Origin of the sequence: Solirhodobacter olei, from assembly GCF_004010155.1 — a bacterium.
Lineage (GTDB): Bacteria > Pseudomonadota > Alphaproteobacteria > Rhodobacterales > Rhodobacteraceae > Solirhodobacter > Solirhodobacter olei.
In genome coordinates this window covers 252257-275416 of sequence record NZ_RRYH01000005.1, presented here as the reverse complement: position 1 = coordinate 275416, position 23160 = coordinate 252257, and the positions used below count along the sequence as shown (strand labels likewise).

Sequence of the window (23160 nt, the reverse complement as noted above, 5' to 3'; positions counted from 1 at the left end):
AACGCGATGAGCCATCTTCTGGACCGGCTGAACTTCTTCCAGTCGAAGGAACTGGAGCAGTTCGCCGACGGCCATGGCCAGGTAACGCGCGAGAGCCGCGCCTGGGAGGAGACCTACCGCTCGCGCTGGCGGCACGACAAGATCGTCCGCTCCACCCACGGGGTGAACTGCACCGGCTCCTGCTCGTGGAAGATCTACGTGAAGTCCGGGATCGTCACCTGGGAGACCCAGCAGACCGACTACCCGCGGACGCGGGTGGGCCTGCCCAACCACGAGCCGCGCGGCTGCGCGCGGGGGGCGAGCTACAGCTGGTATCTCTACTCCGCAAACCGGGTGAAGACGCCGCTGATCCGCGGCCGGCTGCTGAAGCTCTGGCGCGAGGAGCGAAAGACGAAATCGCCGGTCGCAGCCTGGGCCGCGATCCAGGCCGACCCGGCGAAGCGGGCAAGCTATACGAAGATCCGGGGCAAGGGCGGCCTGGTCCGTGCGAGCTGGCAGGAGGCGACCGAGATCGTCGCCGCCGCCAATGCCCATACCGCGAAGACCTGGGGGCCGGATCGGATCTTCGGCTTCTCGCCGATCCCCGCGATGTCGATGGTCTCCTATGCCGCCGGCGCGCGCTACCTGAGCCTTCTGGGCGGCACGTGTCTGTCGTTCTACGACTGGTACTGCGACCTGCCGCCGGCCTCGCCCCAGACCTGGGGCGAGCAGACCGACGTTCCCGAAAGCGCGGACTGGTATAACGCCGGCTACCTGATCCTCTGGGGCTCCAACGTGCCGCAGACGCGGACGCCGGATGCGCATTTCTACACCGAGGCGCGCTATCGCGGCACCAAGTCCACGGTCATCAGCCCTGACTATTCGGAGGCGGCGAAGTTCGGCGACCTCTGGCTGAATCCCAAGGCCGGGACCGACGCCGCGCTCGGCATTGCCTTCGGCCACGTGATCCTGCGGGAGTTCCACCTCGACCGGCAGGCCGAGTATTTCGAGAACTACTGCCGCAAGTATTCCGACATGCCGATGCTCGTCCGTCTTGACGAGCAGGACGGCCGCCTCGTCCCCGGCCGTTTCCTGCGCGCCGCCGACCTCGACGGCACGCTGGGCGAGACCAACAACCCCGACTGGAAGACGCTCGCCTTCAACGAAGGCACCGGTGAACTCGTCGCGCCGAACGGCTCTGTCGGCTTCCGGTGGAGCGAGAAGGGCAAGTGGAACCTGGAGGAAAAGGCCGCGGGCAGGGAGGCGCGGCTGCGGATGACGCTGGTCGGCGACACCGACCATGACCAGGTCGTCGGCGTCGATTTCCCCTATTTCGGCGGCAAGGCCACGGCGGCCTTCACCACCGGCGACACCCGCCCGGATGTGCTGACCCGCAACATCCCCGCCCGCCGCATCGCCACGAAGGATGGCGAGGCGCTTGTCACCACCGTCTTCGACCTCTTCTGCGCCAACTACGGGCTCGACCGCGGCCTCGGCGGCGACTGGGTGACGGACGACTTCAACGCCGACGTGCCGGGCACCCCGAAATGGGCGGAGAAGATCACCGGCGTGCCGGCGGACCGGATCATCCACGTCGCCCGAGAGTTCGCGGAGAACGCTGAGAAGACCCAGGGCAAGTCTATGGTGATCATCGGCGCCGGGATGAACCACTGGTACCACATGGACATGAATTACCGTGCCGTCATCAACATGCTGGTGATGTGCGGCTGCGTTGGCCAGTCCGGCGGAGGCTGGTCGCACTACGTGGGGCAGGAGAAGCTTCGCCCGCAGACCGGCTGGCTGCCGCTCGCCTTCGCGCTGGATTGGAGCCGGCCGCCGCGGCAGATGAATGGCACATCGGCCTTCTATGCCCATGCCGACCAGTGGCGCTACGAGACGGTGACGGCGGATGAGATTCTCTCGCCCACCGCGCCCAAGGGCGATTGGAACGTCAGCCTGATCGACTACAACATCCGCGCCGAGCGGATGGGCTGGCTGCCCTCTGCGCCGCAGCTAAAGACCAACCCGCTGGAGGTGGCCAGGGCCGCGAAGGCGGCGGGGCAGGAGGTGAAAGACTACGTGGCGGCCGGGCTGAAGTCGGGTTCGCTGCAGATGTCCTGCGAGGATCCCGACGCGCCGGAGAACTGGCCGCGGAACCTCTTCGTCTGGCGGTCGAACCTGCTTGGCTCCTCCGGCAAGGGGCACGAGTATTTCCTGCGCCACCTGCTTGGCACCGACAACGGGGTGCTCGGGAAGGACCTCGGGCAGGAGGGCCGGCAGAAGCCGAAGGAAGCCGCCTGGCATGATGCGGCGCCGGAGGGAAAGCTGGACCTCCTCGTGACGCTCGATTTCCGGATGAGCACGACGGCGGTCTATTCCGACATCGTGCTGCCGACGGCGAGCTGGTACGAGAAGAACGACCTCAACACCTCGGACATGCACCCGTTTATCCACCCGCTGCAGGCGGCGGTGGACCCGGCCTACGAAAGCCGGTCGGACTGGGAGATCTTCAAGACCATCGCGAAGACCTTCCAGGAGGTCGCGCCCGAGGTGCTGGGCAAGGAGACCGACGTGGTCGCCCTGCCGATCCAGCATGACACCGTGGGCGAGTTGGCCCAGGGCGAGGTGCGGGACTGGAAGGCCGGCGAGTGCGAGCTGATCCCCGGCACGACCGCGCCGGCCTACATCGCCGTCGAACGCGACTACGGCGCGATCTACGACCGCTTCGTGGCGCTCGGGCCGCTGATGGACAAGCTCGGCAACGGCGGCAAGGGCATCGGCTGGAAGACCCAAGCCGAGGTCGAGGCGCTCCGCAAGCTCAACGGCGAATGGCTCGACGGGCCGGCCAAGGGCTGCGCCAAGATCGTCTCCGACATCGACGCGACCGAGGTCATCCTGATGCTCGCGCCGGAGACCAACGGCGAGGTCGCCGTGAGGGCCTGGGACGCCCTCGGCCAGACGACGGGGCGTGACCACAAGCACCTCGCCGAGGCGAAGGAAGACGAGAAGATCCGCTTCCGCGACATCGCCGCCCAGCCGAGGAAGATCATCTCCTCCCCCACCTGGTCGGGGATCGAGAGCGAGACGGTCTGCTACAACGCGGGCTATACCAACGTCCACGAGCTGATCCCGTGGCGGACGCTGACCGGACGCCAGCAGCTTTACCAGGACCACCTTTGGATGCGGGCCTTCGGCGAGGGGTTCGTGGCATGGCGGCCTCCGGTGGACCTCAAGACCATCACCGCCGAGGTGAACCGCGACGCGAAGGAAGATACGCCGCACGTCGTGCTGAACTTCATCACGCCGCACCAGAAATGGGGCATCCACTCCACCTACACCGACAACCTGCTGATGCTCACGCTGAACCGCGGCGGGCCGGTGGTGTGGATTTCGGAAAATGACGCCGCCAGGGCGGGGATCGCCGACAACGACTGGATCGAGCTTTACAACGCCAACGGCGCGCTGACGGCGCGGGCAGTGGTGAGCCAGCGGATCAAGGACGGCACCACCTTCATGTACCACGCGCAGGAGAAGATCGTGAATACCCCCGGCTCGGAGAGGACCGGCAAGCGGGGCGGCATCCACAACTCCGTCACCCGCGCGGTGCTGAAGCCCACCCACATGATCGGCGGCTACGCCCAGCTGGCCTACGGGTTCAACTATTACGGCACCGTCGGCTCCAACCGGGACGAGTTCGTGATCGTCCGCAAGATGCAGAACGTGGACTGGCTGGACCGGCCGGCGAAGGAGGCCTGAGATGAGGATACGCGCACAGATCGGCATGGTGCTGAACCTCGACAAATGCATCGGCTGTCACACCTGCTCGGTCACCTGCAAAAACGTGTGGACCAGCCGTGATGGCGTCGAATACGCCTGGTTCAACAACGTCGAGACCAAGCCCGGCACCGGCTATCCCACCGACTGGGAGAACCAGAAGCGCTGGAACGGCGGCTGGGTCCGCACGAAGTCCGGCAAGCTTCAGCCCCGGCAGGGCGCCAAGTGGCGGATCCTTGCGAACATCTTCGCCAACCCCGACCTGCCGGAGATCGACGACTACTACGAGCCGTTCGACTACGACTACGACCACCTGAAATCGGCCCCCGAGATGGAGGCCTTCCCGACCGCGCGCCCGCGTTCGAAGATTACCGGCGAGCGGATCGAGAAGATCGAGAAGGGACCGAACTGGGAGGAGATCCTGGGCGGCGAGTTCTCGAAACGCTCGCAGGACTACAATTTCGAGGGCGTGCAGAAGGAGATCTACGGGGAATACGAGAACACCTTCATGATGTATCTCCCCCGGCTCTGTGAGCACTGCCTGAACCCGGCCTGCGCCGCCTCCTGCCCCTCGGGCGCTATCTACAAGCGCGAGGAGGACGGCATCGTCCTGATCGACCAGGAGAAGTGCCGCGGCTGGCGGATGTGCGTTTCGGGCTGCCCCTACAAGAAGGTCTACTACAACTGGTCTACGGGCAAGTCGGAGAAATGCACCCTCTGCTATCCGCGGATCGAGAGCGGCAACCCGACCGTCTGTTCGGAAACCTGCGTCGGCCGGATTCGCTACCTCGGCGTGATGCTCTATGACGCCGACAGGATCGAGACCGCGGCCAACGCGCCGACCGAGCAGGAGCTCTACGACGCCCAGCTTGGCGTCTTCCTCGACCCGAATGACCCGGAGGTGATCGCCGAGGCGCGGGCACAGGGCATTCCCGAGGACTGGCTCCGCGCGGCCAAGGCCAGCCCGATCTGGAAGATGGCGATGGAGTGGAAGGTCGCCTTCCCGCTGCATCCCGAATACCGGACGCTGCCGATGGTCTGGTACATCCCGCCGCTGTCGCCGATCCAGAACGCGGCAGAGGCGGGCAAGCTTGGCGCGAACGGCATGCCCGACGTGAAGAGCCTGCGCATCCCGGTCCGCTACCTCGCCAACATGCTGACGGCGGGCGACGAGGCGCCGGTCGTCTCGGCACTGGAGCGGATGATGGCGATGCGGGCCTACATGCGCGCCAAGACAGTGGACGGGGTGATCGACGAGGGCATCGCAGCCCGCGCCGGCCTGTCCGGCCGGGTGATCGAGGAGATGTACAAGGTCATGGCGTTGGCGGATTACGAGGACCGCTTCGTCATCCCCACCACCCACCGCGAGCAGGTGGAGAACGCCTACGACATTCGCACCGGCGAAGGCTTCACCGATTGCAACGGCTGCTCCACCGGCATGTCGAAGGGCTCGCTCTTCGGCAAGCAGAAGCGGCCCCTGAACATGGCGGAGGCGATGAAATGAGCGTGGTCATCCGGGATCGCACGCTGAAGGCCCTGTCGCTTGTCCTCAGCTACCCCACGGCCGAGCTGCAGCAGGCCATGTCCGAGATCGGCGGGGCGCTGGCCGCCGAGACCCGGCTGACCGGCCAGGCTAGGCGCGAGCTGCGCCCGCTTGTCGAGGCGCTGGGGCAGGGGGACCTCTACGAGCTGCAGGAACGCTACGTCGCGCTTTTCGACCGCTCGCGCACGCTCTCGCTCAATCTCTTCGAGCATATCCACGGCGAAAGCCGCGACCGCGGCGGCGCAATGGTCGACCTGCTGGAGATGTACCGCGCCGGCGGCTTCGAGCCGACAGGTTGGGAGCTGCCGGACCACCTGCCGCTGCTGCTGGAGTTCCTGGCTACGCGCTCCGAAGCCGAGGCGCGGGACACGCTGGCGGAGGCCGCGCATATCCTCGAGGCATTGGACGCCCGGCTCACCCGGCGCGAGAGCGCCTATGCCGCCGTCTTCGCCGCGCTGCTGCAGATCGCCGGCCCCGCCGCTGACCGCGAGGCGGTGGCGGAGCTGGTTGCCGAGCCGGAGACCGACCCCGACGACCTCGCCGCGCTCGACGCGGTGTGGGAAGAGACGGAGGTCACCTTCGGCCCCGACCCCAATGCCGGCTGTCCGGCGAGCCGCGACATGCTCGCCCGGATGGACATTCCCGTAACCCCCGCGCCCGCGGCATGACGGAGGCGGACATGCACAACTTCATCTTCGGCATCTATCCCTACATCGCGCTTTCGGTGCTGCTGATCGGCTCGGTCGCGCGCTATGAACGCGACCCCTTCACCTGGAAGAGCTCCTCGTCGCAGCTCCTCAGGCGGCGCCAGCTCATCCTCGGCTCGATCCTGTTCCACGTCGGCGTGCTGACGATCTTCGTCGGCCACTTCTTCGGCCTGCTGACCCCGCTCTGGCTGCTGGAGGCGCTGCACATTCCGCACGAGGCCAAGCAGATCCTCGCCATGGCCGTCGGCGGTGTCGCGGGCGTCATGGCGCTGGCGGGCGGGGCAATCCTGATCCACCGCCGGCTTTACGATCCGCGCATCCGCGCCACCTCGAACCCGATGGACATCCTGATCCTGGCGCTGCTTCTGGTGCAGATCACCCTCGGCCTCTCCACCATCTTCGTCTCCGCCCAACATATCGACGGAACCGAGATGGTGAAGTTCATGCGCTGGGCGCAGGGCATCTTCACCCTCGACCCGAACGCGGCGAGCTACACGGCCGGCGCGTCGCCGATCTTCCAGGCGCATATCTTCCTGGGCCTGACGATATTCATCCTGTTCCCGTTCTCGCGCCTCGTTCACATGCTCTCGGCTCCCGTCCGCTACCTCTGGCGGCCGGGCTACCAGATCGTGCGCTCGCGCCGGACGGTGCCGCTTGCCGCCCGCCCCGATGCTTCGCGGCCCAAGGCGCACAGGGCGGCGGTCCGCCCCGCTGCGAAACCGGCGGAGTGACTGTCATGGGTGCCGCATTCTTTCCCGAAGTGACCGTCAACGGCGAGGTGGTGCCGCAGGCGCTCATCGCCGCCGAGGCGCAGAACCATCCCGCGCCGCGGGAGAAGCCGGGTCTGGCCTGGCGCGCCGCCGCGCGGGCGCTTGCCGTCCGTGCCCTCCTTCTGCAGGAGGCGCGGCGGCGCGGTCTCGTGGCCGAGCCCGAGGCGCTGGGCGCCGGACTGCATGAGACCGAGGAGGAGGCGCTGATCCGCGCCCTCGTCGAGGCCGAGGCCGCCGCCCCGACGGAGGGCGAGATCCACGCCGCCTGGGCCCGCGACCCTTCGCGCTTCCGCTCCGCGCCCCTCTGGGAGGTCTCGCACATCCTCTGCGCCTGCGACCCACAGGACGAGGCGGCCCGCGCCGCGGCGCAGGCCCGGGCCCAAGCGCTGGCCGCGCGGCTCTCGGCCGAACCGGGGGCCTTCGCCGGCCTTGCGGCAAAGGAAAGCGACTGCGGGTCGCGCAGCGCCGGCGGCGCGCTGGGCCAGCTTGGCCCGGGCGACACCGTGCCAGAGTTCGAGGCCGCGCTGCGGCGGCTCGCTGAGGGCGAACTGACGGCCGAACCGGTGCTGACCCGCCACGGCTGGCACCTGATCCGGCTCGACGCACAGGCCGAGGGGCGAGAGCTGCCATTCGAGGTCGTCCGCCCGCGTCTTGCCGAGGCGCTGGAGAAGGCCGCCTGGGCCCGCGCGGCGCGCGATCTGGTCGCCCGGCTCGTGGCGGCGGCAGAGGTTCGCGGGGTCGACGGGCTCTCCGTCTCTTCGGGCAGTGACGAAGCCGCGCCACGACCCAGCGCAAGCAACTGACATCCGGCAGGGAAGGACCGCCCCCATGAAGATCGCCTGCACCAAGTCCCCCGGCCGGGGCGACACCGACCTCCTGCTCTCCCGGCTCGCCGAGCGGCTGGAGGCGCGGGGCCTGCGCCTTTGCGGAACGGTGCAGACCAATTCCGAACGGGCCGACAGCGGCCCCTGCGACATGGACGTGAAGGTGCTGCCCGATGGTCCGGTGATCCGCATCTCGCAGGCCCTGGGCCGGGCGTCCCGCGGGTGCCGTCTCGATCCGCAGGCGCTTGAGACGGCGGTCGGGCTGACCGAAGCGCGGGTCGGCGGTGCCGACGTCCTCATCGTCAACAAGTTCGGCAAGCATGAGGCAGAGGGGCGGGGCTTTCGCGCCGTGATCGCCGAGGCGCTGGGCCGGGGTATCCCTGTGCTGGTGGGGCTGAACGGGTTGAACGAGCCTGCGTTCGAAGCGTTCACCGAAGGTGTGGCCACGCAGCTGGAGCCGGATCTTGATACCCTTTGCGCCTGGGTCTGCGATGCCGCGGACTGTGCCCTCGCGGCCGGGGGCTGAAGATCGGGAACGCAGGCGGGGCCGGTGACGCGGCGGCCCCCTACCAACCGGGAGCCGTCCGCAAGGGCATGGTCTGGCCGCTGCCGCGGTCGGCCGCAGTGCGCCCCAACCCGGCCCCCAACCCCGCCGCTGACCGCTACGCGATGAAGGGCAGTCCGGTCAGTTCTACCCGGCGCGCCGTCGGGCAGAGCGATTGTCAGCCCGGTCGCATCGTCGCCGATCCCGGCACGCACCAGCCCCACGCCGATCGTCCGGTCAAGGCGGTGTGACCAGGCGATCTCGCTCACGAAGCCCACAAGCTCTTCCCCCCGTCGCAGATCGACCGGATGGCCGGGGGGCAGGGGCGCCCCCTCGACGAAAAGCCCGGTCCGGCGCCGTGCCGGGCCGGTTGCCGCCTGCGCGGTCAGGGCAGCGCGTCCGATGAAGTCGTGCCCCGCTTCGAGGTCGATCAGCGGCCCGAAGCCCATCTCGTAGGGCGTCACGGGCCGGTCCTGCACCCGCATGTCGGCCCCGTAGGAGATCAGCCCGCTTTCGAGACGCTCTATGTCGTTGGGGGCGCCCGGCCCGATGCCGAAGGGCGCGCCCGCCGCCTTCACCCGGTCCCAGAGCTCGACGCCGCGGCAGCGGTCCTGAAGGTAAAGCTCATAGCCCCCCTGCTTCGACCAGCCCGACCGCGCCAGCACCAAGGGAATGTCCCCCAGCGCGGTCTGGCGGAAGCCGAAATACTTCAACTCGCGCACCCAGTCCCCGAAGAGCGCGGCCGCCACGCCCACCGCCTTCGGCCCCTGGATCGCCAGCGGCGAGACGTCGGGTTCCCGAACCGCAACGTCGAGCCCGGCGCCGCGGGCGACGGCCAGCGCCCAAAGGTGGATGTCGCTGTCGGCGACCGACAGCCAGTAGCGGTCCTCGGCCAGCTTCAGAAGGACGGGATCGTTGATGAGCCATCCGTCATGGTCGCAGAGCGGCACGTAGCGCCCCTGGCCGATCCGCGTCGTCGCCAGGTTGCGTGGCGTCAGCATCTGGGCCAGGCGCCCCGCATCGGGGCCTGCCAGCTCGACCTGCCGCTGCGCGGCCACGTCCCACATCGCCACGCCGTTCATCAGCCGGTCGTATTCGCCATCGGGGTCTCCGAAGTGGCCGGGGATGTACATGTGGTTGTAGACCGAGAAGCTGCGCACCCCATCGCGCAGCGTGGCGTCGAAATAGGCCGACTTGCGGATGTTCGGCCCGATGGCGATCTCGAATGCCATGATGTGTTCTCCTGCTGGCGTTGCGCGATGGGCTATCACGCGCGCCGCGCCTTCGCACCCGGTATCGGTCGGGGCGAAGGGCCCGGGCGCGTCAGGCAGGGCGCGCCCGGGCTTGGGGGGGCGGGATGGGTGCCGCCCCCCGCCCTCAAAGCTCTCGCAGCATCTCGGTGACCTGCTTGCGCTCGCCCGCATGGGTCAGCCGGACCGCCGCGATGACGGAGGCCCCGACCGCGAGGAGCATCGCCCCGATATAGGCCAGCGGCAGGATCAGCGTCTCCGGCGGCGGGTCGAAGACCCCGGTCAGCAGTTTCACCAGCATCCAGGCCACGATCGTGCCGATCAGAAGGCCCAGCAGGCTGCCGAGCCAGAACACCAGCCCGCCCTCGGCCCAGAGAAACGCCCTGAGCTGACGCGGCCTGGCGCCGATCGCGGTGAGGATCGCGAAGGCGCGCCGCCGGTCATTGAAGCCGAGCGCCAGCATCAGCCCGGCGGAGGCTGCCGCCATCAGCACAGCGAAGGCGAGTTCGATCGTGGTCAGGCTGGCGAGGTTCACCGAGGTGAGGCTGGAGCCGATGATATGCGTCACGCTTCCGATATCCTTCACCGTGAGACCGGGCTGGCCGGCGAGCCTGGTGCCGATCGCCCGGGCAAGCGCTGCCGAATCCCCGCTGGCACGGACCAGCAGATCCTCTGCCGCCGGATCCGCCGTCATCTTGGCGACATAGGACGCATTGGCGACAAGGAAGCTGTCCTTCGGTGCCGTGGGGAATTCGCGGGCAACGCCGATGAAATGGAAGGGCACCGTGTGGTACTGGTGGTCCTTCGCATTCATCAGCCGCAAATTGATGCGGTCGCCGAGGGAAAGCTGGAAGTCCTTGACCGTTTCCTCGGACACGAGGACGCCATCGGGCGTGCTTTTCAGCCGCTCCATGATCCGGCGGGCGCTAGCGCCGCGGAAATAGGCGTTCGACAGGTGCGTGGCCTGGTTGATCGTGGCCGGGTTGATGCCGAAGAGGTCCTGCAGGTCGGTGCCGACATAGGCGTAGCGGTGCTGCATGGGCACGATGGCGCGGATGCCGGGAAGGTCCTTGATCGCGTCGCGCTGGGGGCTGGCCGGATGCGCCATGGTGCCGAAGACGGTGACGTCGGCCCCGTTGGTGAGTTCGGCATCGACGCGGGCCTGGCCGGCATAGGTGGCGTTGAAGATCGCCGTGGAGGTGCCGAAGGCGATGGCCAGCGCCGTCATCGCGACGCCAAGCGTGATCCGGCGGCGCTGATGGGTCAGCGCGCGGCGGACGACCGGGGCCAGCGGGCCCGAGGTGGCGATCGTGATCCACCGCACGGGGCCAAGGCCGCGGGCCAGCGCGACCGAGACGATCCGGCCCAGGAAGAGCGCGGAGCCCGCCCAGAACAGCGTCGGCGCGATGAAGGCCTTGTAGTCGACCGAGGTCGCCGGCACGCCCTCGGGGGCCAGCACGATCTGGTAGCCCGTGTTGGCCGTCTGCCAGAACAGAAGGCCAGCCGCGGCCAGAAGGAGCAGGTCGAGCCAGGCGCGCTGCCACCACGGGGTGTCGGGCCGTCCGACCGATCGCCGGTCGCCGGTGACGTCCCGGCGAAGCGCGCGGGCCACCGGCAACAGCAGGACGGCGAACGCCAGGGCAAAGCCCGCAGCCAGCGCGCCGAGGCCGGAGCCAAGGGCCGCGCCGGCGGAGAAGGATGGAAGCGCCAGCCGGGCGAAGCCCGCGGCGGCGGCCAGCGCGATGGCCCCGCCCGCGACGGCCGCAAGGATCGGCTCGACCGCGGCGAGGCCGAGGATCCGGCGCGACGTCGCGCCGCGGATGCGCAGAAGCGCCCGGTCTGCCCGCCGCCGGTCCGCCCCGCTGGCGCCGACGCCCGCGGTGACGGCGGCGGCGATGGCGATCCCCGGCAGTCCAAGGAACAGGAACAGGACCATCGCGTAAAGCGAGTCGCCCCGCACGGCATCGAGACGCGCCCCGAGGTTATTGGCGACCAGCGCCTGTCCGGCCACCCGCGCCTCCAGGTTATGGGCGGCGGCGGTGACATCGGTGAAGGCAGCCGTCGGCTGCGACGGCAGCCGGCCGTGTTCGAGGCGAACGTGAAACTGGGTACGCGTGGTGCCGGGCCGTGCGGCCGACTGCGCATCGAAGACCTGGTGCCACTGCGCGCTGGGAAGGAGCAGCACGTTGTCCGGCGGGGCCTGGGGCTTGGCCTGCTTCGGCAGGCCGATGCCCTGGAACAGGGAATCGGCATCCGGCAGGTCGACCACGCCGGTGACGGTCACGCTGACCGGGGTCAGCCCGGGACGCAGGATCGAGACCTGGTCGCCGGGCCCGACATGCAGGTTTGATGCAGTCTGCTGCGCGATCAGGACCCCTTTTAGCGACCCCGAGAGAAGGCGGATTTCCTTCGGAAAATCAGCCTGGTAGAGCGCGCCGATGCCAAGGGCCTTGCCCGGTCCGGTGGTCTGTACCGTCTGGCCGGTGGTGGCCTGGAAACCGGCCGTGCCGGCATAAAGCACCTTGTCGACCGTCGTGACCGGCGCGGCCTTGTCGATCGCGGTCCGGATGGCGGCAAGATCTGCGCCGGGGACGGCTTCCACCTGCCAGTCGATCGGAACGCCTGCGACGGCGCGCGATGTCATCGAGGCCGAACTGCCGACGAGGAAGAAGCCGAGCACCGCGATCAGCGCGACAGTGAGGGCGATGCCGAGGGTGGTCCCGGCCACCCGGGCGAAGCGATGCCGGAACAGGCCGGCGAGCCAGAGGCGCATCATGCGGTTTCTCCGTCGGATTGGGAGCGAACGAAAAGGGAGCCGTGGTCGATCATCCAGACCCGGCTCATCCGGCCTGCGACCGCCGGATCATGGGTGGCCAGCACAAGCGCGGTGCCGGCCTCGGCGGCAATCTCGAAGACGGTGTCGAGGAAGCGCTGCGCGGTAGCGCTGTCGAGCTGGCCGGTGGGCTCGTCGGCCAGGACCATCTCCGGCGCGATGGACAGGGCGCGGGCCATCGACACCCGTTGCGCCTGGCCGCCCGAAAGCTCCTCGGGAAGCTTGGTGGCAAGTTCCTCGATGCCGAAGCGTGCAAGCAGGTCCATCGCCTTCGCGCGCGCGCCCTCACCGCGACCTGCCAGCAGCAGCGGCAGGGCGATATTGTCGGCGACGTCAAGCGGCGGGAACAGGCTCGGCGATTGAAAGACGACTTGGACGCGGGCCGGCATCAGCACGTCGCGGATACCCAGGAGCGGCCATGTGACCGTGCCGCGGCTTGGCGCGGTCAGCCCGGCCAGGATGTGAAGCAGGGTCGACTTGCCGCTTCCGGACGGGCCGGCGACGGCAATCCGGTCGCCGGGCAGCACCCTGCAGGAGATGTCACGAAGAACTTCGGGCGCTTCGCCACCGTCGTAAGTTTTCGCGATGTTCTCGGCCTCGACGAGTGAATCAAGCATGCTGAATCTTTCCATCTTGCAGGCGGATGATGCGGTCGGCCCGGCGCGCCAGCGCCTCGCTATGCGTGGCGATGAGGGTAGCCAGCCCGTCGTTCCTGCGGGATTCGAACTGCGCGATCAGCCGGCCCTCGGTGGCGGCGTCGACCTCTGCCGTGGGCTCGTCGGCGATCAGGATTGGCGGGTCGGCGGCAAGGGTCACGGCAAGTCCGGCGCGTGCGGTCTCGCCGCCCGAAAGCCGGGCGGGCGTCGCTGTGGCACGATGGGCAAGGCCTACGCCAAGAAGCAGGCGCGAGCTGCGTTCGGCGTCGAACTTGCCTGCCATCTGCATCTGGAAGCGAAGGTTCTCTGCCACCGTGAGATGGGGGAAGAGATTGCCCGACTGCATCAGGATGCCGAGGGCGCGGCTCCGCAGACGGGTCTTCTCCGCCTCTGGCCGGCGGGACATGCGGGCGTCTTCCACCGTGACGTGCCCGGCGTCGGGCTCGTCGAGTCCGGTAAGGCAGTTCAGAAGGGTCGACTTCCCGCTGCCCGAGGGGCCCATGACAGCGACGATCTCCCCCGGCTTCAGGGTCAGGCTGACGCCACGCAGCGCCGCCGTCTCCTCGTCGCCCACGTGATAGAAGCGGTAGAGCTCATGTGCTTCGAGAACCGCCATGTCACCGCCACCGGAAGGAGCGCGACATCAGACGCCACTGGTCGACATTGTCCGAGCCGTAGGGGGCGGTGAGGTCGAGCGCGGCGCGTTTCCCGCCCTTGAAGAAGAGGTAGCGATTGGCCTCGAGCCGCACCTGTTTCGAAGTCACCGGGTTCGGTTCGGAGTTCACGGCATAGGCGATCCGGACGGCGTTTCCGCCGGGCAGGTGGACCGCGGAGACCGCGCTGACCTTGACCGCGCGGCCGGCCTTTATCATCGCCGGGACATAGGCCGATTTCACCCAGGCGACGGTCGGCGCGGTGGCGGTCGGCTCCACGTTGACCGCGACGGCGTCGAGCTTGGCGGCGAATTGCACGTCGGCACCGGCCTCGCGGCGGGCCCAGCCCTCGGGCACCTTCAGGGAATAGCCGCCAGCGGCGCTGTGGTAGGTGATGAAGACCTGCGTGTCCGGAATGTCGCCCGGAGGGTTCCTTTCCGGGGCCACGGCCTTCTCCGCCTGGGCGGGAAGGGCGGCCACGAGGGGCGAGACGCCGACCGATGCGATTGCCGCGGCGAGAAGGGCGGTGCGGCCCATGCGGCGGGGCGGGTTCTGCGGCTTGGTCATGGGGTTCTCCTTGCTTCCATGCAAGGCCATATGGAGAACCGGATTGGCCGGGGCTTTGCGCAGGACTTACATCTCTGTAAGTGCCGGCCTCAGGACTGCGGGGAGGGCCGAAAGACGATCCGCACCGCCAGGCCCGGTGCCGCGTCGTCCAGCCGGAGGTCGGCGTCGTGCAACTCTGCGACGGCCCTGACAAGGCTCAGGCCGAGGCCCGAGCCGGGCGTGGTCCGGCTGCGCTGGAGCCGGTAGAGCCGCTGCAGTACAAACGACCGCTCTTCCTCCGGAATGCCGGGGCCGTCATCGGCGACGAGGACGATGATCTGCTGCCCCGAGCGTTCAAGGCTCGCCCGAATGGTTGTGCCGGCCGGGCAGTGGCGGATCGAGTTCTCGATCAGGTTCGCGACGCACTGCACGAGAAGTTCGGCGTCGCCCCGGACCCAGGCGGGCCGGTCCAGTCCGGAAGACACAAGCACCATCCCTGCGTCTTCGGCGACGTCTTCATAGACCTCCACGACGGAGGCCAGCAGGTTCGAGAGGTCGACCGCTGCAAACCGCTCCCGTCGGGCCCCGGCCTCGATCTGCGCAATCCGGAGCAGGGCGGAAAACGTATCGCCTATGGCGTCGCTTTCCTGCAGCGCCGCCTCCAGCACGGCGCGGGGGTCCTCGCCCCGCTCCACGGCCTCAAGCGCCTCGGACACGCGCATCCTGAGACGGTTGAGCGGGGTTCTGAGGTCATGCGCGATATTGGCGCTGACCTGCCGCATCCCGTCGACCACCGTGGCAAGACGCGCCAGCGTGCCGTTGACCTGGCGGGACACGCGGTCGATGTCGTCGTCCGCGGCGCTGAGCGGAAGCCGCGCGGCCAGATCGCCATCGGCGACGCGGTCGAGCGTGCGCTTCACCACGGCGAGCCTGCGGCGCACCCGCATCGCGATGAACCCACCGCCGCCGATGGCTGCAAGCAGCGCGAACAGCGACGACCAGAGCATCGCGGTCTGGATCGTCTCGCGCAGGGCATCGACGTCGGAGTAGTCGAGCCCGACAAGCAGCTCGTCCGCGCCGATCCTGCCGACCCGCACGCGGAACGGCACGTCGCCAGAGCGGCCGAAGACACTCGGGTTCTGGTCGGACCACCCCAGGGGCAGCGTGACGGGGGGGATATTGCCGGCAAGCACCGCCCCGTGCGGCCCGCGCAGCTGGTAGACGCCGCTGTTGTCGCGCGCGGCTTCGATCTGGGCATTGACCGCCTCGACCAGATCCGGTGGCGATCCCTGGTCCGTGTTGGCCGAGATCAGGGCGAAGATGTCGTTAATGCGCTGGTCCTGACGCCGCATCAGCTCCGACCGCATGAGACCGTAGGTGGTCGCCGCAGCCAGCAGATAGGCCACCACCACAAGGAGCGTGATCGCCAGCGCCAGGCGGACCGGCGTTCTGCGAAGAAAGCTATCGCGGAGCACGGAGGCTGTATCCGGCGTTCTTGATCGTCTGCAGAAGCGCGACCGGGAAGGGCTTGTCGATCTTCGCGCGCAGGCGGCTGATATGGGTCTCCACCACGGTAGTCTTCGGGTCGAAATGGAAATCCCACACCCGTTCCAGAAGCATCGTGCGGGTCACCACGCGCCCCGCGTTGCGCATCAGAACCTCGAGCAGCGTGAATTCCTTCGGCAGCAGGTCCAGCTCCTGTCCGGCCCGCCGCGCCGTGCGGCGGACGAGGTCGAGTTCCAGATCCGCCACCTTCAGCAGGGTCTGCACCTGCTGCAGGGGCGGGCGCCGGGCGAGGGCGTTCACGCGGGCCATCAGCTCGGCAAAGGCGAAAGGCTTCACCAGGTAGTCGTCCCCGCCCGCCTCCAGCCCCTCGACCCGATCATCGACGCCTCCGACGGCTGTCAGGAACAGGACCGGCGTCCGGTTGCCGGCCCCCCTGAGAGCCCGGACCATCGAGAGCCCGTCGAGGCCCGGCAACATGCGGTCCGCGATGACGAGGTCGTAATCTTCCCGCGCCGCGTGAAACAGGCCGTCCTGGCCATCGGCGAGGTGGTCGCAGACGTGCCCCGCCTCGCGCAGGCCGCGCACGACGAATGCGGCGGTCCCCGCGTCATCTTCGACCAGCAATATACGCATCGTCCTCTCGTCTGCACCGGGCCCTGTGACCTTGACCCGAAGGCAGGGTCGTTCGGCAGGGCCATACATAGACATCCGATCCCGCCTTCGTATCTTACTTATTTGTAAATCGCGATGCGGGGGCAGGTTCCGGTCGTCCCGATGCCGCCCTCGGGCCCGCGTGGGGCAGGATCCCGCCCGCCGAGGGGTCTGCATGGAACCGGCGCCCGGGGACCCGCGTTTTCCTCTCAGACGCAAGGGCGCGGTCCCCGGGGCCGTGCGTCATCAAGAGAAGGAGACAGACATGCTTGGTTGGGCTCTGACGTTCCTCATCATCGCGCTGATTGCGGCGGCCATGGGCTTTGGCGGTATCGCCGGGGCCTCGGCCGGGATCGCGCAGATCCTGTTCGTGCTTTTCCTCATCCTGTTCGTGGTCGCCATGGTCGTACGGGCGCTGCGGGGCACACCGCCGCTTTGATCCACGGCACCGCGCGGACTTCCCCCTGACCCCCTCCCTTCGCCAAGAAAGGAACGGACATGATCGCTCTCAGCGGTATCGGCAGCCTCATCATCCTGGTGCTCGACATCTGGGCGCTGGTCTCCATCCTCGGCTCGGCGCAGCCGGTGACGACAAAGCTCCTCTGGGCGCTGGTGGTTCTGCTGCTGCCGGTGCTCGGCCTGCTGCTGTGGCTGCTGCTGGGCGCGCGCGGGGCCGCCGCGCGGATGTGAGGGCGTGCGCCGGTCAGGATACGAAAGAAGGGGCGCCGCGCGGCGCCCCTTTTGCATGTCGGCCCTGCAGGGGGCCGGGTCAGAGCGAGGCGATCCAGTCGTCGACCGCCTTCTCGGCCTCGGCGCGGGCCTTGCCGTAGCGTTCCTGGATCTTCCCGACGAGCATGTCTCGGCGGCCGTCGACGCTGTCGATGTCGTCATCGGTCAGATCGCCCCACTTGGCGCGGGCCTGGCCCTTCACCTGCTTCCAGTTGCCTTCGACCTGGTCCCAATTCATCGCGGTCCCCTTTCATGGCTTTCCGTTGCGTTCGGAAAGGAAACGCGGGCGGCGCGGCTTCGGTTCCCCGTGAACACGGCGCGGCGGGCCCGCGGTCAGCCCGCGCCTTCGTCCGCTTCCCCATCCTCGGCGCCCAAGTCGCCCGGGGCCGGTTCGCCCGCGTCCCTGCGGGCCTCGGCATCGCTCAGGGGCGTCACGGTAAACCGCAGCTCCAGCCGGTAGCGGCCGTCCTCGCGCCGGGTGGTGAGTTCGCCGCCAAGCTGACGCGCGAAGGCGTTGATGAGCTGCGAGCCGAAGCCACTGCTTTCCGCCTCGTCCGGCGGCGGCGCATCGGGGGCGAGGCTGTTGGAGAGGCGCAAAACCGCGCTCTCCTCCCCGTCGCGGAGGAGAGAAACGCTGAGTTCCGGCACACCGTCTGCGCTGCCGCCGTATTTCATCGCGTTGGTCAGCGCCTCGGTCAGCAGCAGCGACAGCGGCACCGCCTGGTCGGGCGTCAGCATGAGGTCCGCGAAATCGGTCTTTACCTTGAACCTCCGGCCCGGCCCGGTCGAGAAGCTGACCACCTGGCCGACGATGTCGCGCAGCAGTTCGTCGGCATGGACATCGGTGACGCCGGTGGTCTGGTAGAGCCCGCGATGGATGGTGGCGAGGCTCATCACCCGGTCCTGCAGGTTCTTCATCATCGCCTTCACATGGCCCGAGGTCTCGCGCCGCATCTGCATGTTCATGATCGAGGCGATGAGCTGCAGGTTGTTCTTGATGCGGTGGTGGACCTCGCGCAGCAGCACCTCCTTCTGGTGGACGGCGTTCTCCAGCTCGGCCTCGTCGCGCAGGATGGTTTCCGTCATCCGGGTGAAGTTGTCCTCGAGGTCGCGGATCTCCAGGGGCGCGCGGTCGCGGCCGCCGGGCGGGACGAGGCGGCTGCCGCTGGCGAAGGCGCGGATGTTGTGGCGCAGGCGGCGGACGTGGCGCAGCACGAGGCTCTCGGCCGCCATCCAGGCAGCGAAGAGGCTGACGATCGCCATCAGCGCGGGCAGCACCACCGGGGGCAGGCGGTTGATCATGCCGACGCGGGCGGCTGTCTCGGGCCAGGAGCTGAGCGCGTAGAGCTTGCCGACGACGATCGGCACCACCGCGAAGATCCGGCGGTGGCCGTCCTGCGCCCAGGAGGTGAAGGCGGTGGATTTCACACCCGCAAGTGCGCTCAGCGCCCCGGAGAGCGGCAGGTATGGGCGGTCCTGGTCGATCCCGTTGGTGGAGGTCAGCACGTTGCCCTTGCCGTCGAAGGTGAAGAGCCGCAGGTGCGGATTGCCTGAAGCCGCCGCCGCCCCGGCAAGCGCGGCTTCCAGCGCATGCTGCGGGATCGAGAGCGAGACGATGCCCACGCGATGGCCGAGACCGTCGATGACGGGATAGATCACCGAGAGCACCGCGACGCCCGAGACGGCGCCCATGGTACTGACCTCGAAGCTGGTCCTGGGGGTCTTGATCGCGCTCAGGAACCCGTCGTCGTGGCTGAAGTCGTAGCTTTTGCCGTCGCCCGAGCAGGTCACCTTGCCGCTGTCGGGGACGAAGGCGACGAGCGAGTAGAACGGGTTGTTTCGGGCGAAACGAGCCATGACCTCGCGGCATTGCGCCGCGTCCCCGGCGACCTCGGCGATGGTCGAGGCCAGGGTCTTCGCCGCACCCTGCGCGCGCAGGATATGCTGCAGCACCGGCGCCGCGACGCGAACGGTGTTGCCCAGGATCGCGGCCTCGGACCGCGACTGAGCCTCGCGCGCCAGGCTGACTGTCTGCACCGCCGAAAGCACCGCCAGCGGCAGCAGCGCCAGCGCCAGCAGAAAGGTGATGCGGAAGCCCAGCCGGTCGGTCAGCCGGCGCAGGTGACGGGCGGGCATCAGGCGGCCTGGATCGCAGATCCGCTGATCACCGCCAGCGTCGCTCCCCCCGCGTCGGCCAGCACGTCCTCGCCCGCGTCGAGGCCCATCAGTTCGGCCAGCCGGGCGCGGGCGCGATTGGCGCGGCTTTTCACAGTGCCGCGGGCGACGCCCATCATCTTGGCCGCCTCCTCATAGGAAAACCCCTCGGCGCCGACGAGGACCAGCACCTCGCGGTGCTCGGGGCTGAGCTCGCTGAAGGCACGGGTGAATTCGCCGAAGGCGAGGCGGGCATCATGAGCAGGCTTCTCGACCAGCGCCGCGGCATGGACGCCGCCGCTGTCCTGCACCTCGCGCCGGTGTTTGCGGCGTTCGGAGTAGAAGGCGTTGCGCAGGATGGTAAAGAGCCAGGCCTTCAGGTTGGTGCCGGGTTCGAACTTGTCGATATTGGTCCAGGCCTTGACCAGCGTGTCCTGCACCAGATCGTCGGCAGAGGCATCCTCGCGCGTCAGGCTGAGGGCGAAGGCGCGCAGCGAGGCCAGATGCTCGGGCAGTTCGTCGCGCGGGTCGGCGGCGGGCGCCGGCGCCGTCTTCGCCGCCGCCGTCTTGGCGTCGCGGGGGGATGTCACTTGGTCGCCTCCTTCTGGCGCAACTCCTCGAGGAGCTGGCGGAAACGGTCGGGAACGTCCCGTTCCAGCTCTTTCTCATAGGCGCGCTTGAGGTTCTCGTCGATCTGGCGGCGCAGATTAGACCGTTCCGGCTCCTTGCTCATCTTCACCCGCATCTCGCTTTTTTCCGCCCATTGCGCATCATGCACGGAACCGAACGCGGCTGGCCAGCGTTTGGTTCCCGAAAAAAGTTTCGCAGCGGAGGTCACCATGAGTTCTGACGCCCCCCAGGATATCGCAAGCGGGATCGCGGCAAACCTGCCCTATCTGCGGCGCTACGCCCGTGCCCTGACCGGCAGCCAGCAGGCGGGCGACCGCTATGCCGCCGCGACGCTGGAGGCGATCCTCTCCGACGACAGCGTGCTGGGCGGGGCGGAGACGCCGAAGCTGGGGCTTTTCCGCGCCTTCCACGCGGTCTGGTCCAGCGCCGGCGGCATGGTCTCCGAGGCGCCGGACGATGCGGTCTCGCGGCGCGCGCAACGGCGGCTTTCGGCGCTGACAGAGAACACCCGCGAGGCGCTTCTGCTGCACAAGATCGAGGGCTTCCCGTTCGAGGAGATCGCCGCGATCATGCAGGTTGACGCCGAAGAGGCGGCCGAACTGGTCGAGATCGCGCTGCGCGAGATGGAAGGCGCGCTGGCCGGCAAGGTGCTGGTGATCGAGGACGAGGCGATCATCGCGATGGATATCTCCTCGATCATCGAGGAGATGGGCCACACCGTCACCGGCAATGCCCGCACGCGGGCCGAAGCGGTGCGGCTGGCCCGCGCCGAACGGCCCGACCTGATCCTCGCCGACATCCAGCTGGCGGACAATTCCTCCGGCATCGATGCGGTGAAGGACATCCTGGCGGACGTTCCCGACGTGCCGGTGGTCTTCGTCACCGCCTTCCCGGAGCGTCTTCTGACCGGCGAACGGCCGGAACCGGCCTTCCTGATCTCGAAACCCTATTCGGAGGACCAGATCTGGTCGGCGGTCAGCCAGGCGATGTTCTTCTCCTCTACCGAGACGCTTGCGGCCTGACCTGACCCAACCTGTACCTCCGACGGTCGGACGCAATGGTAACCCCCGGGGGCCAAACGGCACCCGGGGGTTGCTCTCGTTCGGGGCCGGGCGGTTTCAGGCCACCGAGGGGCGAAGCGGGTTGCGCAGATGCGCGATCAGCGCGTCGCGTCCGAAGGGGCGCTGCAGCACCGGCCAGGGGGTCGCCCCGCCCTCTTCCGCCGCGTCGCCCAGCAGCACCACCGCGCCGCCGCGCAGCGTGATGCCCTTCGCCAGATCGGAGCCGTCGAACCCGGCCGGATCCGCCGCCACGAAGGCCTGCGTCAGCACGCGAAGCCCCTTCAGCGCCGCCATCGCCTCCGCCTCGTCGGCAAAGACGTGCACGCCCGCCCCGGGGGCGATCTCGCGGATCGTCTCGGCGATATCCATTGCGACGAGCACGTCGTCCAGCAGGACGAGATAGGCCGGAACTAGGCTGTCGGCGGAGCCGTCCATCAGCATCCGGTCCTCGCGAATCAAGCAGTGCGCCACCGGGCGCCGTCGCGCGACGATGGGACCGTTCGCCAAGATCCGCAATTATCAACGGCATAGCGGGCCGGAAGGAGAGCGGGATCACGCCGGCCCTCGGCCAGGCTCCGCCACCCCCGGCCCGGGCGCCGCCGGGGGGCGGGCCGGCGGAGCCGCCGGGAGCTTCAGCGCAGGAAGTTGTTGCGCAGAAGCTCCACCACCTCGCCGGGGCGGCCGTCGAGCACGGCGCGCAGGCCGAACATGGCGGTGCCGATCACCTGGCCGGCCTCGACCTTGGGCGGCATCACCAGCTCCATCCGGTTGACCTTCACGTCCAGCAGCGCGGGCCCCTCGGTGGCAAGCCAGTCGCGCATCTTGCCCTCGAGGTCGCTGGCCTGCTCCACCCGGAAACCCTCCATTCCGATGGTTCGGGCGAGGGCCGCGAAATCGGGGTTCTGCAGGCCGGTGAAGCTGTCGAGCAGCCCCTCCACCCGCTGCTCCATCTCGACGAAGCCGAGAGAGCCGTTGTTGAAGATGAGGAGCTTCGCCGGGATCTTCTCCTGTACCAGCGTCAGCAGGTCGCCCATCAGCATGGTCATGCCGCCATCGCCGCAGAGCGCCACCACCGGGCGGTCTGGATAGGCGAGCTGGATGCCGAGGGCCTGCGGGTAGGCATTGGCCATGGTCCCGTGCAGCAGCGAGGTGAGGAACCGCCGCCCGCCCCCGGCCGACAGGTGCCTGAGCAGCCAGACCATGGGCGAGCCGCCGTCGGCGGTGAAGATCGCGTCATCCGGGGCGAGCCGGTCCAGCATGTTGGCCACCGCCTGCGGGTGGATCAGCCCGGGGTCGTCTTCCGCGCCCTCCTCGCGGTAGCTGGCGAGGTCCTTTTCGTATTGCGCCTGTGCGCGGTCGAGATGCTTGCCCGGCGTGCGTTGCTTCAGCCGCGGGATCAGCGCGTCGATCGTCGCGCCTACGTCGCCGACCAGGCCGAGATCCACCGGCGCGCGGCGGCCGAGGTGGGTGGCGTCGATGTCGATCTGCGCGATCTGCGCCTTCTCGGGGTAGAACTGGCTATAGGCGAAATCGGTCCCGAGGCAGAGCAGCAGGTCGCAATCGGCCACCGCCTCCATCCCGGCCTTGTTGCCAAGAATGCCGGTCATGCCGACGTTCCAGGGGTTGGCCGGCTCGATGAACTCCTTGGCGCGGGTGGTGTGCACGACGGGCGCGCCGAGGTGTTCGGCCAGCGCCTTCACCCGGTCCTCAGCCCCGCGCGCGCCGATCCCGGCATAGAGCGTCACCCGCCCGGCGTCCTCGATCATCGCGGCCAGCGCGTCCAGCTCGTCCTCGGCGGGGCGCACCACCGGGCGGGGGCGCGTGACGCGCCAGTCGGTGGCGTCGGCCGAGGTCTCCTTGAACATGTCGCCGTTGACGACGACCACGGCCACGCCCCGCTTCGCCAGCGCCGCCTGGCAGGCCATGGCGGTGATGCGTCGGGCCTGGTCGGGGTGGCTGATCTGCTCGCAGAAGACAGAGGTCTGTTCGTAGATCTTCTTCTGGTCGACCTCCTGCGGGAAGCCGAGACCGGCCTCCACCCGGTCGACGTTGGAGGCGATCAGCAGAACAGGTGCGCCGTTGCGGTGGCTCTCGAAGATGCCGTTGACGAAATGAAGCGAGCCGGGCCCGCAGGTGCCGGAGCAGACGGAAAGTTCCCCTGTCATGTAGCTTTCGCCGCCGGCGGCGAGCGCGCCGACTTCCTCGTGGCGGACATGGACCCAGTCCAGGTCCGAGCGGCGGACGGCATCGGTGAAGTGATTGATCGTATCCCCGACGATGCCGTAGACGCGCTTCGCGCCGGCTTTCGCGATGGTATCCGCGACAATCTCCGAAACGGTGCTGGCCATGC

At 68.5% G+C, this 23160-nt stretch carries 21 protein-coding genes and 1 pseudogene; 9 read left to right on the top strand and 13 right to left on the bottom strand.

Annotated elements, in window-relative coordinates:
* Positions 1-6 precede the first annotated feature (6 nt).
* Genes EIP85_RS05475 through EIP85_RS05450 form a run of 6 tightly spaced genes read left to right on the top strand, consistent with a single transcriptional unit; the run spans position 7 to position 8123 of the window.
* Positions 7-3735, top strand: coding sequence for a nitrate reductase subunit alpha (locus tag EIP85_RS05475; RefSeq protein ID WP_127901147.1), 3729 nt, complete (start codon positions 7-9; stop codon positions 3733-3735).
* A gap of 1 nt (position 3736) precedes the next feature.
* On the top strand, positions 3737-5257 hold the full coding sequence (narH, locus tag EIP85_RS05470; protein ID WP_127901146.1) for a nitrate reductase subunit beta: 1521 nt from the start codon (positions 3737-3739) through the stop codon (positions 5255-5257).
* Positions 5254-5964 (top strand): nitrate reductase molybdenum cofactor assembly chaperone, encoded by a 711-nt coding sequence (gene narJ, locus EIP85_RS05465; RefSeq protein WP_127901145.1) that lies wholly within the window; start codon positions 5254-5256, stop codon positions 5962-5964. Before narH ends, narJ begins: the two co-directional genes overlap by 4 nt.
* 11 nt (positions 5965-5975) lie before the next feature.
* Positions 5976-6734 carry a respiratory nitrate reductase subunit gamma gene (narI, locus tag EIP85_RS05460; RefSeq protein WP_127901144.1) on the top strand — a complete coding sequence of 253 codons (759 nt, stop codon included), beginning with the start codon at positions 5976-5978 and terminating at the stop codon, positions 6732-6734.
* Between the two features lie 5 nt (positions 6735-6739).
* Entirely contained in the window at positions 6740-7576 is an 837-nt protein-coding gene (locus EIP85_RS05455) for a peptidylprolyl isomerase (protein WP_127901143.1), read from the top strand.
* 25 nt (positions 7577-7601) lie between these two features.
* Complete coding sequence (locus tag EIP85_RS05450) at positions 7602-8123, top strand: DUF2478 domain-containing protein (protein ID WP_127901142.1); 522 nt, start codon at positions 7602-7604, stop codon at positions 8121-8123.
* 245 nt (positions 8124-8368) lie between these two features.
* Here EIP85_RS05450 and EIP85_RS05445 read toward each other — a convergent pair.
* The 7 genes and pseudogenes from EIP85_RS05445 to EIP85_RS05415 all read right to left on the bottom strand — a co-directional run.
* Positions 8369-9223 (bottom strand): annotated as a pseudogene (locus tag EIP85_RS05445) (aminomethyltransferase family protein); the annotation flags it as partial.
* 295 nt (positions 9224-9518) lie between these two features.
* Positions 9519-12167: an ABC transporter permease gene (locus EIP85_RS05440; protein WP_127901141.1), complete on the bottom strand. Its 2649-nt coding sequence runs from the start codon at positions 12165-12167 to the stop codon at positions 9519-9521.
* Positions 12164-12841, bottom strand: coding sequence for an ABC transporter ATP-binding protein (locus EIP85_RS05435; protein ID WP_127901140.1), 678 nt, complete (start codon positions 12839-12841; stop codon positions 12164-12166). Before EIP85_RS05435 ends, EIP85_RS05440 begins: the two co-directional genes overlap by 4 nt.
* Entirely contained in the window at positions 12834-13496 is a 663-nt protein-coding gene (locus tag EIP85_RS05430) for an ABC transporter ATP-binding protein (RefSeq protein WP_127901139.1), read from the bottom strand. Before EIP85_RS05430 ends, EIP85_RS05435 begins: the two co-directional genes overlap by 8 nt.
* 1 nt (position 13497) lies before the next feature.
* Positions 13498-14100, bottom strand: coding sequence for a hypothetical protein (locus EIP85_RS05425; RefSeq protein ID WP_206615467.1), 603 nt, complete (start codon positions 14098-14100; stop codon positions 13498-13500).
* Positions 14101-14189: 89 nt separating this feature from the next.
* Positions 14190-15554 carry a sensor histidine kinase gene (locus tag EIP85_RS05420; protein ID WP_127901138.1) on the bottom strand — a complete coding sequence of 455 codons (1365 nt, stop codon included), beginning with the start codon at positions 15552-15554 and terminating at the stop codon, positions 14190-14192.
* Positions 15541-16218 carry a winged helix-turn-helix domain-containing protein gene (locus EIP85_RS05415; protein ID WP_127901137.1) on the bottom strand — a complete coding sequence of 226 codons (678 nt, stop codon included), beginning with the start codon at positions 16216-16218 and terminating at the stop codon, positions 15541-15543. Before EIP85_RS05415 ends, EIP85_RS05420 begins: the two co-directional genes overlap by 14 nt.
* 283 nt (positions 16219-16501) lie before the next feature.
* Here EIP85_RS05415 and EIP85_RS05410 point away from each other — a divergent pair, with 283 nt between their 5' ends.
* Together EIP85_RS05410 and EIP85_RS05405 are read left to right on the top strand one after the other, a co-directional pair.
* The gene (locus tag EIP85_RS05410; RefSeq protein ID WP_127901136.1) at positions 16502-16675 is read left to right on the top strand and encodes a DUF1328 domain-containing protein; all 174 of its coding nucleotides are present in this window, start codon (positions 16502-16504) and stop codon (positions 16673-16675) included.
* A 59-nt stretch (positions 16676-16734) separates the two neighbouring features.
* Positions 16735-16926: a PLDc N-terminal domain-containing protein gene (locus EIP85_RS05405; protein WP_127901135.1), complete on the top strand. Its 192-nt coding sequence runs from the start codon at positions 16735-16737 to the stop codon at positions 16924-16926.
* Positions 16927-17005: 79 nt separating this feature from the next.
* Here the strand turns inward: EIP85_RS05405 and EIP85_RS05400 are convergent, their stop codons facing one another.
* From EIP85_RS05400 to EIP85_RS23175, 4 genes are all read right to left on the bottom strand, one after another.
* Positions 17006-17203, bottom strand: coding sequence for a CsbD family protein (locus EIP85_RS05400; protein ID WP_127901134.1), 198 nt, complete (start codon positions 17201-17203; stop codon positions 17006-17008).
* A gap of 95 nt (positions 17204-17298) precedes the next feature.
* The gene (locus EIP85_RS05395) at positions 17299-19101 is read right to left on the bottom strand and encodes a sensor histidine kinase (RefSeq protein WP_127901133.1); all 1803 of its coding nucleotides are present in this window, start codon (positions 19099-19101) and stop codon (positions 17299-17301) included.
* Complete coding sequence (locus tag EIP85_RS05390; RefSeq protein ID WP_127901132.1) at positions 19101-19709, bottom strand: RNA polymerase sigma factor; 609 nt, start codon at positions 19707-19709, stop codon at positions 19101-19103. Before EIP85_RS05390 ends, EIP85_RS05395 begins: the two co-directional genes overlap by 1 nt.
* Positions 19706-19960 (bottom strand): NepR family anti-sigma factor, encoded by a 255-nt coding sequence (locus tag EIP85_RS23175; RefSeq protein ID WP_241559897.1) that lies wholly within the window; start codon positions 19958-19960, stop codon positions 19706-19708. The genes EIP85_RS05390 and EIP85_RS23175 overlap by 4 nt, the downstream gene beginning before the upstream one ends.
* Between EIP85_RS23175 and EIP85_RS05380 the strand changes: the two genes are divergently transcribed.
* Positions 19959-20771, top strand: a complete 813-nt coding sequence (locus tag EIP85_RS05380; RefSeq protein ID WP_127901131.1) for a response regulator — start codon at positions 19959-19961, stop codon at positions 20769-20771. The two genes, EIP85_RS23175 and EIP85_RS05380, sit on opposite strands and share 2 nt — an antisense overlap.
* A 96-nt stretch (positions 20772-20867) precedes the next feature.
* On the opposite strand, the gene EIP85_RS05375 is transcribed toward EIP85_RS05380, so the two are convergent.
* Both EIP85_RS05375 and EIP85_RS05370 read right to left on the bottom strand, forming a co-directional pair.
* The gene (locus EIP85_RS05375) at positions 20868-21251 is read right to left on the bottom strand and encodes a hypothetical protein (RefSeq protein WP_127901130.1); all 384 of its coding nucleotides are present in this window, start codon (positions 21249-21251) and stop codon (positions 20868-20870) included.
* 191 nt (positions 21252-21442) lie between these two features.
* Positions 21443-23158, bottom strand: coding sequence for a thiamine pyrophosphate-dependent enzyme (locus EIP85_RS05370; protein ID WP_127901129.1), 1716 nt, complete (start codon positions 23156-23158; stop codon positions 21443-21445).
* Between the last annotated feature and the right edge of the window lie 2 nt (positions 23159-23160).

What these genes read in the sequence shown, in the direction of transcription:
- EIP85_RS05435 (WP_127901140.1), bottom strand. Translation starts at nt 12,841, where the DNA reads ATGCTTGATTCACTCGTCGAGGCCGAGAACATCGCGAAAACTTACGAC.
- EIP85_RS05430 (WP_127901139.1), bottom strand. Translation starts at nt 13,496, where the DNA reads ATGGCGGTTCTCGAAGCACATGAGCTCTACCGCTTCTATCACGTGGGC.
- EIP85_RS05400 (WP_127901134.1), bottom strand. Translation starts at nt 17,203, where the DNA reads ATGAATTGGGACCAGGTCGAAGGCAACTGGAAGCAGGTGAAGGGCCAG.
- EIP85_RS05475 (WP_127901147.1), top strand. Translation starts at nt 7, where the DNA reads ATGAGCCATCTTCTGGACCGGCTGAACTTCTTCCAGTCGAAGGAACTG.
- EIP85_RS05405 (WP_127901135.1), top strand. Translation starts at nt 16,735, where the DNA reads ATGATCGCTCTCAGCGGTATCGGCAGCCTCATCATCCTGGTGCTCGAC.
- EIP85_RS23175 (WP_241559897.1), bottom strand. Translation starts at nt 19,960, where the DNA reads ATGGTGACCTCCGCTGCGAAACTTTTTTCGGGAACCAAACGCTGGCCA.
- narH (WP_127901146.1), top strand. Translation starts at nt 3,737, where the DNA reads ATGAGGATACGCGCACAGATCGGCATGGTGCTGAACCTCGACAAATGC.
- EIP85_RS05380 (WP_127901131.1), top strand. Translation starts at nt 19,959, where the DNA reads ATGAGTTCTGACGCCCCCCAGGATATCGCAAGCGGGATCGCGGCAAAC.
- EIP85_RS05375 (WP_127901130.1), bottom strand. Translation starts at nt 21,251, where the DNA reads ATGCTGATGGACGGCTCCGCCGACAGCCTAGTTCCGGCCTATCTCGTC.
- narJ (WP_127901145.1), top strand. Translation starts at nt 5,254, where the DNA reads ATGAGCGTGGTCATCCGGGATCGCACGCTGAAGGCCCTGTCGCTTGTC.
- EIP85_RS05370 (WP_127901129.1), bottom strand. Translation starts at nt 23,158, where the DNA reads ATGGCCAGCACCGTTTCGGAGATTGTCGCGGATACCATCGCGAAAGCC.
- EIP85_RS05450 (WP_127901142.1), top strand. Translation starts at nt 7,602, where the DNA reads ATGAAGATCGCCTGCACCAAGTCCCCCGGCCGGGGCGACACCGACCTC.
- EIP85_RS05410 (WP_127901136.1), top strand. Translation starts at nt 16,502, where the DNA reads ATGCTTGGTTGGGCTCTGACGTTCCTCATCATCGCGCTGATTGCGGCG.
- narI (WP_127901144.1), top strand. Translation starts at nt 5,976, where the DNA reads ATGCACAACTTCATCTTCGGCATCTATCCCTACATCGCGCTTTCGGTG.
- EIP85_RS05425 (WP_206615467.1), bottom strand. Translation starts at nt 14,100, where the DNA reads ATGACCAAGCCGCAGAACCCGCCCCGCCGCATGGGCCGCACCGCCCTT.
- EIP85_RS05440 (WP_127901141.1), bottom strand. Translation starts at nt 12,167, where the DNA reads ATGATGCGCCTCTGGCTCGCCGGCCTGTTCCGGCATCGCTTCGCCCGG.
- EIP85_RS05395 (WP_127901133.1), bottom strand. Translation starts at nt 19,101, where the DNA reads ATGCCCGCCCGTCACCTGCGCCGGCTGACCGACCGGCTGGGCTTCCGC.
- EIP85_RS05415 (WP_127901137.1), bottom strand. Translation starts at nt 16,218, where the DNA reads ATGCGTATATTGCTGGTCGAAGATGACGCGGGGACCGCCGCATTCGTC.
- EIP85_RS05455 (WP_127901143.1), top strand. Translation starts at nt 6,740, where the DNA reads ATGGGTGCCGCATTCTTTCCCGAAGTGACCGTCAACGGCGAGGTGGTG.